We start from the raw sequence: 9,220 nt of genomic DNA, 5'->3' as shown, positions 1-9,220 counted from the left end.
CAAGCTCGCATCGCCGAGGCTGCTGGTGCTTCAGCCGTGATGGCTTTGGAGCGGGTGCCTGCTGATATCCGCGCCCAGGGTGGTGTTGCCCGCATGTCGGATCCGGATATGATCACCGAAATCATCGAAGCCGTCGACATCCCAGTTATGGCCAAGGCTCGCATCGGCCACTTCGTTGAGGCGCAGGTGCTGCAGTCTCTGGGTGTTGATTACGTCGACGAGTCTGAGGTATTGACCCCAGCTGATTACGCCCACCACATCGACAAATTCGCTTTCGATGTGCCATTCGTCTGCGGTGCTACCAACTTGGGTGAGGCGTTGCGTCGTATCAACGAGGGCGCTGCCATGGTGCGTTCTAAGGGGGAAGCCGGCACTGGTGATGTGTCTAACGCCGTGACCCACATCCGGAGCATCCGCGCGGAGATCAACCGTTTGTCTTCCATGTCGAAAGACGAGTTGTTCGTTGCTGCCAAGGAGCTGCAGGCACCGTATGAGTTGGTGCTTGAGGTTGCAGAGACTGGTAGTTTGCCGGTTGGTTTGTTGGTTGCCGGTGGCGTTTCTACCCCAGCTGATGCTGCGATGATGATGCAGCTTGGTGCCGATGGCGTGTTCGTCGGATCAGGCATTTTCAAGTCCGGTAACCCGGAGGCTCGTGCGAAGGCTATTGTGCGTGCGGTCAAGAACTACGACGACGCCAAGGTTATCGCTGAGGTTTCGCGTGGTTTGGGTGAGGCCATGGTTGGCATCAACGTCGATGAGTTGCCAGTATCTCACCGTTTGGCAGAGCGCGGCTGGTAAACCCGGCTAGGGGGGGAGGCTAGCCACGCTTGCCGAGTTGGTACGTGGTGGCTTTTTTCCCTTGCCCGCCCTTGCGCACAATAATTTTGTGTTCGAGCAGCGGGCTTAGCCCATAGCGAACTTGGGAATTACTCAGCCCAGATTCTGCTACTAATTGGTGAAAACTGAATTCGGCAGTGTGGTTCGGCATTGGTGCTGACGCTGTTTGTGGTGTTACTGGTGCTGGGGGTACTGCGAGATTGCGTGCGGCACTCAGGATGCGAGGGACGTTTTTTCCGAGGCTCCGCAGGTATTGGTCATCAGATACTTGAATACCGTTGCCTAACGAAGCTAACGAGGCGTTGTCTTCTAGCTCTGCGCCGTTATTTGGAGCAGTTTTGGGGGCTGGAGCCTCCATTGGAGCATCGCCTGAAGTGTGACTCTGCTTGGGGAAGAAGAAAATGACAGTAACTTTGACTCCGGTGTTGATGATCTTTGGCTGTGGCAAGCCCGCCGATTCGCAGAGTTCAAACATGGCGTTAACGCCACCACCTTCACCTTCGATAATCCGATTTCCATCTGTGTCGGTGAGTAATTTTGCTAGGCGGTACAGGTGCTGATTGACTTCGATGCGCCGAAAATCCGCACTGTATAGTTGCGCGACTGTCAGGTTCTTCAACCCACCTGGGCTAGTGATAATTAAGCGATCCGGGGTAATACGCACGTCAATGGCTTTGCCAGCTTCGACTGTATTTGGACCGAGGTCACGGTGAATCAGTGCGTTGGCGACAGCTTCCCGGATTGCTGCCAGCGGGATGACGGGAACACTCCGCATGTGCCCGGATTCCTGATAGGTCTGTGTTTGCGGAATATTGGCTTCGACCCAGTCCATGGTTTGGTTCAGCAGTGCTGGAACCGGGCCATAGAACGTGGCTAGGTTGCGGGTGCGTCGTGGGCGTTCGGTTTCGGGCAACCGAACCGCGACGGTAACCGCTAACGATGGTAAAGGGCCTTGTGGGAAATGTCCGAGTGCGTAAAAACCAGCGATTGATAAAACGTCACCGTTAGTGACCACGAGGTTACGAAGGAGCGTGGGTTCAGGCGTTTTGCGCAACTGCGTGATGCTTGCCCGGGCTGTGCGGAGTAATTGTTGGTGTAGGTCGTTGTCAAGATCTTCAATGGTGGTATCTGGAACAGGCCGACGGTCATAGAGTTCTTCTTGCTCGGCATGCAGCTTCGCAACCTCGATCATGCGTAATTCGGAAGCCGGAATTTCGTATTCACCATCTGCTTGCCGTAAATAGGCTTTGCCTTGATACATAGCTGGGCGATCTAGAATATTGAGGCTATGCACGCGCGCTAAAACGAGGTTTTTGCCATGCAGGGTTACAACAGTGGTTTTGATAAACGGTGGCGGGGTAATCGAATTGTGTGCTTGGCTGACGAGCGCTTGTTCTAACTCCGCTGGTTTGTCCACACCGACTACGGAAAAATTCTGGTTTTCGGCAACACCTAAGATGATCAGCCCGCCTTCCGGCATGTTGGCAAAGGCGGCCGTGGTTTCGGCTAGGTTTTCGGGAAGCCCGCTTTGAGCAGCTTTGACTTTTACATTTGTAGTGTCGCCGCCGTAAGTGCGAAAAGTATCTAACCAGACTTGTAATTCTTCGGGTGTGGGAAAATTAGTGTTCATGGCGTTTTTTCTTGGGTAATTGTGAAGATTTTGATTCTTAGACTAACACTTTTCCAACTATCACTCTCAAATTTTTACCGCAGATTGTGAAAATTTTATCGCAGAGTTGCACTCAAACTAATACTAACTCTGGCACTGAGACTATTAGACTGTGAAAAATTCCAGTCTGATTGCAAGTCTGACTAGAACTTTCCCTATGGCCCGGAAATAGTAGTGAACAACGATGCCAAAAATGCTGAACGACTTTGAGGCATTTTCTCCAGCTGCACCTTCCATGCCCTTTGACTGTGCAGTCTGTACTTCGCACCTGCCGCTGAGGGGTTGCGCACCGTCGTTCTGGGCGCGTTAGGCGCTAGACTGGGAGGTTATGAGTGACGATAACCAAGGCGGTTTGTTAGATCGCATTGAGCCGATAGATATCTCCGCGGAGATGGAGTCGAGTTATATCGACTACGCCATGTCCGTGATCGTGGGCCGTGCGTTGCCAGATGTGCGTGACGGGCTGAAGCCTGTGCACCGGCGTGTGTTGTACGCGATGTATGACAACGGTTACCGGCCGGAGCGCAGTTATGTGAAATCCTCGAAGCCGGTCTCGGACACGATGGGTGATTATCACCCGCACGGCGACAGCGCTATTTATGACACGTTGGTGCGTATGGCCCAGCCGTGGTCGATGCGTTATCCGCTTGTCGACGGCCAGGGTAACTTCGGTTCGCCGGGTAATGATGGCCCGGCGGCGATGCGTTATACCGAGTCGAAGCTGATGCCTTTGGCGATGGAGATGACCCGGGATATTCGGGAAAACACTGTCGATTATCAGCCGAACTACGACGGCAAGACGACGGAGCCGACGGTGCTGCCGTCGCGGGTGCCGAACCTGTTGATGAATGGTTCCGGTGGTATTGCCGTCGGTATGGCCACTAATATTCCGCCGCACAACCTGAATGAGCTGGCGGAGGCCATTTACTGGTTGCTGGAGAACCCAGATGCGGGCGAGGAAGAAACCCTGGAAGCCTGCATGGAGCGGGTTTCTGGGCCGGACTTCCCGACCGGTGGCATGATTGTCGGCACTAATGGCATCAAGGATGCTTATACCACCGGCCGTGGTTCCATTCGTATGCGTGGCGTGTCCAGCATCGAGGAAAACGGCAGCCGGCAGACCATCGTGATTACCGAGTTGCCGTATCAGGTCAACCCGGACACCATGGTGGCTAATATCGCCGAGCAGGTTGCAAACGGTAAGCTGGCTGGCATTTCGAATATTGACGATGAGTCTTCTGACCGCGTCGGCATGCGCATCGTGGTCACTCTAAAGCGTGATGCCGTCGCCCGTGTGGTGCTGAACAACTTGTACAAGCACTCGCAGTTGCAGACTTCTTTCGGCGCTAACATGCTGTCCATCGTCGATGGTGTGCCGCGTACGCTGCGTCTGGATCAGATGCTGCGTTATTACGTCACCCACCAGATTGAGGTTATTGTTCGGCGTACGCAATACCGCCTGGCGGAAGCCGAAAAACGTGCGCACATTTTGCGTGGCCTGGTCAAGGCCCTGAACATGCTCGATGAGGTCATTGCGTTGATCCGCCGGAGTCGTTCGGTAGAAGCCTCTCGTGAGGGCTTGAAGGATCTGCTGGGCGTCGACGACGAGCAAGCCGAGGCCATTCTGGCGATGCAGCTGCGCCGCCTGGCTGCCTTGGAACGCCAGAAGATCATCGACGAATTGGAAGAAATCCAGACTGTTATCGATGACCTAAAAGACATCCTGGATCGCGAGGAGCGCCAGCGCGAGATCGTGGCGACCGAGCTGAAGGAAATCGTCGACAAGCATGGCGACGAGCGTCGCACCGAGATCGTGGCCGCGCACGGTGAGGTTTCTGATGAGGATCTGATCGTCCGTGAAAACGTGGTCGTGACCATCACCGCCACTGGTTATGCCAAGCGCACGAAGGTCGACACCTACAAGTCGCAAAAGCGCGGCGGCAAGGGTGTGCGTGGTGCGGAGTTGAAGCAGGATGACGTCGTCAAGAACTTCTTTGTGTGTTCGACGCACGACTGGATTTTGTTCTTCACCAACTTTGGTCGCGTTTACCGCCTCAAGGCCTACGAGCTGCCGGAGGCCGGCCGTACCGCGCGGGGCCAGCACGTGGCGAACCTGTTGGAGTTCCAGCCGGAAGAGCGCATTGCTCAGGTTATTCAGCTGCAGTCCTACACCGATGCGCCGTACCTGGTGCTAGCTACCAAGCAGGGCCGAGTGAAGAAGTCACATCTGACGGATTATGAGTCGGCGCGTTCAGCTGGCCTGATCGCGATCAATCTCAATGAGGGGGATGCGCTGATTGGTGCTTGCCTGGCGGGCGACGAGGATGATCTGTTGCTGACCTCCGAGCAAGGCCAGTCCATCCGCTTTACTGCCGACGATGATCAGTTGCGGCCGATGGGTCGTGCAACCGCCGGCGTGAAGGGCATGCGCTTTAAGGGTGATGACCAGCTGCTGGCGATGTCCGTGGTGCACGATGGCGAGTACCTGTTGGTGGCTACCAGCGGCGGTTACGGCAAGCGCACCGCGATTGAGGAATACAGCACCCAGGGCCGTGGTGGCATGGGCGTAATGACGTTCAAGTACACCCCGAAGCGCGGCAAGCTGATTGGCGCGATTGCGGTGAATGAGGACGATGAAATCTTCGCTATCACCTCTGCCGGTGGCGTCGTGCGTACTGAGGCCGGGCAGATCCGTCCGTCTTCGCGTGCCACGATGGGTGTGCGGCTGGTGAATCTTGCCGACGACGTCGAGCTGTTGGCTATCGACAAGAACGTCGAGAGCGAAGGCGTGGAAGAAGCCCAAGCTGTGGCTAAGGGTGAAAAGACCATCGACGAAGTGCAGGAAGCGCAAGTTCAGGAAGGCCAGTCGAAGGCTGAGGCTAAGACTGAGGCTGAAGCTGACGGCGACGCAAAGGTCGAAGAGGAGTAGCACTATGGGAAGAAACATCGCGATTACTCGAATCTCGCCGCTATCTGCCTTTCGGGTGGGCCTGGCGGTGTCTCTGGTGGGCCTGGTGGCCTGGCTGATCGCTGTGACGGTGGTGTACTTCGTGATGGCCACGTTTGGCGTCTGGGAGTACATCAACGGCTTCATGGACGGTCTGGGGGCTGGCATGCTCATCGACTACGGCTTGGTGCTGTCTCTGTCGGCTCTGGTGGGTGCTGTGGCGGCTATCTTGGCGACGATCCTGGCTCCGCTGTTTGCGCTCATCTACAACGCTGTAGCGGCGTTGTTTGGTGGTATCCAAGTGGATCTACAACAGATCGTGGAAGTCGACGAATAAGCTACAAAAAATGCCGCTTGACCTGGCGATTTGTGTGTATCTAAGATACGTATTAAAGTACATAATCGTTCCGCACACAGGGTCTATAGCTCAGTCGGTTAGAGCGCATCGCTGATAACGATGAGGTCGCAGGTTCGATTCCTGCTAGACCCACAGGCGGAAACATGGGGCATTAGCTCAATTGGTAGAGCATCTGCTTTGCAAGCAGAAGGTCAGGAGTTCGATTCTCCTATGCTCCACAGCATAGCCTGCATCCCCCGGTCCATCGGATCGGGGGATGTTTTGCGTTCAAGGCCTACTGGGTGGGGGTAAACGATAAAAAGGGGTTAAGTAGCAAAAAATGTGTCTGACCGGCGTGTCGCCAATTCCCTAGATCTGGCCTTTCCGGATACCGATTGAGTGCGTGTATTCAACATCGATACCCTGGTCGTAGAGGGCTGGCTGACCAGGTAGCTGGTTGGTGTGGGTATTTTCTGGTTTTTGGTGAGGAATATGCCTGCTGGGCTTATTATTTCGGGGTTTGTGCTGCTAGAGGTGTAGATATACGGGGTTTGGCACACACTTTTTGGCGTTTAACCCTAAAAAAGGTTGCCGCCAACCTCGGCTTCCGCATGACGAAACAGAGCTTCGCTAAGGGAGCAGCAAAAACCATTCCTGTAGTCGGTGCAGTCATCTCGGGAGGACTGACGTTCGCGACCTTCCCGCCCATGGCCAAGCGCTTGCAGAAACACCTGGCAGGCCTCGCGCTGGCCAAACCCTGTGGTGTACCAAATACCACTGATACGGGGATAACGCCGGCATGACAACGACCTCAGCTCAGTTTGACGCTGTCATTGCCGCAACCCGCCACATCCCCGAAGCAAACTTCACCGCCTACCGCGGCGGCTGCCCTCAAGAGATCAGTACAGCCCTTATCGACGTTGTGTTCTCGATCCGGGCCTAGTAGTACGAGACTTCGCTACACCTGGCCTTGGCGTCAGGAACCGCATGCAGGCCTTCCGTTCCGACAACCCGTGCGATCCTCGACGAGGTACACCCCAATAGGGCAGGTTTAAAATTACTGTCAGAGTCAGAAGGCGTTGGCACAGATGGCCCCGGTGAAGCAGAAGCCTTCGGCCACCGAATTAATGTAAAAGCATATGACAGCCTCGACGCCATGATCGACAAGGCACGATACGACCCGGCGACCGCCTCAATGCGTGCTCGACTTAATGACGTATCCCCCAGGATGTCCGCAATCCGTTCGCCCATCTCAGCATCCCACTGGAATTTCTGTCGCCCTAGCGTGGTCGAGCCCCTGAGGCAACGGTTTTTCACAACTTCATGGGCGGTTCAGTTGACGCCGGTGAGGAAACCTAGAGAGGCCCTGGGGGGCATGGGGGATGAGCTTATTAAAGGCCGAAGGCACCGCCGCTGACGAGGATGAAGATACCCAGGCCAATCAAAACGATCGGGAACAGCACATGCTCCCAGCGTTCGAGAACCTCCGCGATCGGTGGACGGGTGGCCACGAACTTCGCCAACAGGACCAGGCCCGCCACCAGGATCAGAAAGACGACGCAGTAGATGATAACGGTGGCGGTATCCACGTTGAGAAAAACCGGGACATAGACGCCGATATTGTCGCCACCGTTGGCAAAGGTCACCCCGGCGACGATCAAGGCGCTTACGTTCTTTCCGCTGACTTTCGCGTCATCGTCGTCATCATCGTTTCCCTGCCAGGCTTGCCAGGCCGCCCGCAGCCCCAGGGCCAGGGGGATCAGCCCGAAGTAGGGGATCGCCTCGGTGGGCAGGAAGGCATCCGCCCCTAGGGTGACCAGAATCGTGGCTGCGAGGATGCCCGCGAAACCAAGATACTGCCCGGCCAGGATCCGAAGTGTGGTCCCTGCTTGGCCGGCCCCACGGGCGAAGAACAGCGAGAGCACGATGATGTCGTCGATATTGGTGGCGATAAACAGACCAACCGCCCCCAGGAGACCAGTTACCACTTACCTGTTCCCCTCTCCGGTGGTGCACCCGGGCACGTCACATGCCGAGTCAATGCACGGGGCATTCTCGTCGGCAGCCAGAGTGGTATCTAGCAGTGAGTTCAACGCCTGGACAAGATGGGCGTCGACGATCTCGTAGCGGGTCTTCCTCCCCTGCGGTTCGGCGACCACAATTCCGCAGTCCCGTAGGCAAGTGAGGTGGTTCGACACATTTGACCGCGTCAGTTCCAGCTCCCGGGCGAGAGCGGCCGGATAGGCCGGGCCGCCCAGCAGGGTCAGGAGAATACGGGATCGGGTGGGATCGGCCATCGCCCGACCCAATCGGTTCATCACGTCCAAGCGCGAAGCAATAGTCAGCATGCACTGGACTATACAGCAGATGCTGAACTGTTGCCACGAGGGTCGAACGTCGGCCCGACGGTGATGTGTTTCTGAGCCTGTTTCCGCGTGGCTTTAGTGTCTTCCCTTTTCGTATTTGTGCGGTTGTTGAATCTGTGCCTGTGAAGTGTCCTAGGTTTTGTTCCTAGGCATTTACCCTATTTTCTATTGTTTCCCGGGACTCATCTTGTTCCCACAACGCGTCTTCAACCTCGACCGGGGTGCGGTATCCCAAACTTTGATGCAATTTTGTCTCGTTCCATCATGACACCCACTCGAATGTCGCGATTTCTACCTCGATAACATCATCCCACCTGCGAGTATGGATCAGCTCGTTCTTGTGAGGGGCCGTTCACGTTTTCAGCCAAAGCATTGTCATAGGAATCGCCATCCGTTCCAGTGGAAGATTAAATCCGGAATTCAGCAAGTTTCTCGTTGTAGACAACGCTGACGTACTGTGAGCCGTGATCCGAATGGTGAATGAGACCTGTTGTTTCCCTCGCACTCACAATCGCTTGATTGAGTGCTTGCAGCGGCAAAGCCTTGGTGCGCATCGAGTCCGATAGCGCCCACCCAACGATCCGCCTGGAGTAAACGTCGGTGACAAATGCGGCATACACAAAGCCTTTCTTCGTGCGCACATACGTAATGTCAGCCACCCACAGCTTATTTTCGGCCCTGAGCTTTAAATTCACGCTCGACCAAGTCTGGGCGCAGATCCGGCACGTTGAGGTGTGCGCGTTGTGATTGGTGATCGGCCTTTGCCTTTGCCTGAAACACCGGCCAAGCGCATTAAACGGGCAGTATGCCATGAGACACCTAGTTTTGGTGCCGCGATCTTACACGCTTCCTGCATCGACATGTTTTCTGCCAAGATGCGGTCTTCCACGAGACGGACCACACGATCCTTGGCGTCCTTGCCAAATTTTCTCGGCATCTTCCAGATTTTCCCATCTACTCAAACGGAACAAAACCTGGGACACTTCAGTGCATATGAACTCGACTGAGAAACGATCCCGATATTCATCGATGAACCGGATCATTTCTGACGTTTTGGGTCGAGT

8 protein-coding genes, 2 tRNA genes and 1 pseudogene are annotated in these 9,220 nt (G+C 55.4%); 6 read left to right on the top strand and 5 right to left on the bottom strand.

Annotated features, from left to right (window positions below; all coding sequences use genetic code 11):
- A partial coding sequence (pdxS, locus tag A5774_RS07365; RefSeq protein ID WP_064834114.1) for a pyridoxal 5'-phosphate synthase lyase subunit PdxS occupies positions 1-798 on the top strand: 798 nt, incomplete at its 5' end.
- Between the two features lie 19 nt (positions 799-817).
- Here pdxS and A5774_RS07360 read toward each other — a convergent pair.
- A complete protein-coding gene (locus A5774_RS07360) occupies positions 818-2,467 on the bottom strand; it encodes an ATP-binding protein (protein ID WP_051619351.1) in 1,650 nt (549 codons plus the stop codon).
- 367 nt (positions 2,468-2,834) lie between these two features.
- On the opposite strand from A5774_RS07360, the gene gyrA reads away from it, so the two are divergent.
- The 5 genes from gyrA (at position 2,835) to A5774_RS11300 (ending at position 6,733) form a co-directional block, all read left to right on the top strand.
- Positions 2,835-5,435: a DNA gyrase subunit A gene (gyrA, locus tag A5774_RS07355; RefSeq protein WP_021353186.1), complete on the top strand. Its 2,601-nt coding sequence runs from the start codon at positions 2,835-2,837 to the stop codon at positions 5,433-5,435.
- A 4-nt stretch (positions 5,436-5,439) separates the two neighbouring features.
- Entirely contained in the window at positions 5,440-5,790 is a 351-nt protein-coding gene (locus tag A5774_RS07350; protein ID WP_021353187.1) for a DUF3566 domain-containing protein, read from the top strand.
- A 79-nt stretch (positions 5,791-5,869) separates the two neighbouring features.
- A tRNA-Ile gene (locus A5774_RS07345) sits at positions 5,870-5,943 on the top strand.
- A 13-nt stretch (positions 5,944-5,956) separates the two neighbouring features.
- Positions 5,957-6,029: transfer RNA gene (locus A5774_RS07340), tRNA-Ala, on the top strand.
- Positions 6,030-6,589: 560 nt separating this feature from the next.
- Positions 6,590-6,733, top strand: a complete 144-nt coding sequence (locus tag A5774_RS11300) for a hypothetical protein (RefSeq protein WP_021352517.1) — start codon at positions 6,590-6,592, stop codon at positions 6,731-6,733.
- A gap of 448 nt (positions 6,734-7,181) precedes the next feature.
- Here A5774_RS11300 and A5774_RS07330 read toward each other — a convergent pair whose 3' ends face one another.
- The 4 genes and pseudogenes from A5774_RS07330 to A5774_RS11980 form a co-directional block, all read right to left on the bottom strand.
- Positions 7,182-7,778, bottom strand: coding sequence for a cadmium resistance transporter (locus A5774_RS07330; RefSeq protein WP_021352516.1), 597 nt, complete (start codon positions 7,776-7,778; stop codon positions 7,182-7,184).
- Entirely contained in the window at positions 7,779-8,138 is a 360-nt protein-coding gene (locus A5774_RS07325) for a helix-turn-helix transcriptional regulator (protein WP_021352515.1), read from the bottom strand. It abuts the gene before it with no gap.
- Between the two features lie 425 nt (positions 8,139-8,563).
- Entirely contained in the window at positions 8,564-8,851 is a 288-nt protein-coding gene (locus A5774_RS11985) for a DDE-type integrase/transposase/recombinase (protein ID WP_023018648.1), read from the bottom strand.
- A 101-nt stretch (positions 8,852-8,952) separates the two neighbouring features.
- Positions 8,953-9,139, bottom strand: a pseudogene (locus tag A5774_RS11980) (hypothetical protein); the annotation flags it as partial.
- Between the last annotated feature and the right edge of the window lie 81 nt (positions 9,140-9,220).

Origin of the sequence: Corynebacterium sp. EPI-003-04-2554_SCH2473622, from assembly GCF_001665955.1 — a bacterium.
In the GTDB taxonomy this organism is placed as follows: Bacteria; Actinomycetota; Actinomycetes; order Mycobacteriales; family Mycobacteriaceae; genus Corynebacterium; species Corynebacterium pseudodiphtheriticum.
Note: the sequence above shows the minus strand (reverse complement) of the source record. Positions and strands in the feature narration are given on the sequence as shown.

Excerpts from the sequence above, each read along its gene's own strand:
- A5774_RS11300 (WP_021352517.1), top strand. The coding sequence starts at position 6,590 with ATGACAACGACCTCAGCTCAGTTTGACGCTGTCATTGCCGCAACCCGC.
- A5774_RS07360 (WP_051619351.1), bottom strand. The coding sequence starts at position 2,467 with ATGAACACTAATTTTCCCACACCCGAAGAATTACAAGTCTGGTTAGAT.
- gyrA (WP_021353186.1), top strand. The coding sequence starts at position 2,835 with ATGAGTGACGATAACCAAGGCGGTTTGTTAGATCGCATTGAGCCGATA.
- A5774_RS07350 (WP_021353187.1), top strand. The coding sequence starts at position 5,440 with ATGGGAAGAAACATCGCGATTACTCGAATCTCGCCGCTATCTGCCTTT.
- A5774_RS07325 (WP_021352515.1), bottom strand. The coding sequence starts at position 8,138 with ATGCTGACTATTGCTTCGCGCTTGGACGTGATGAACCGATTGGGTCGG.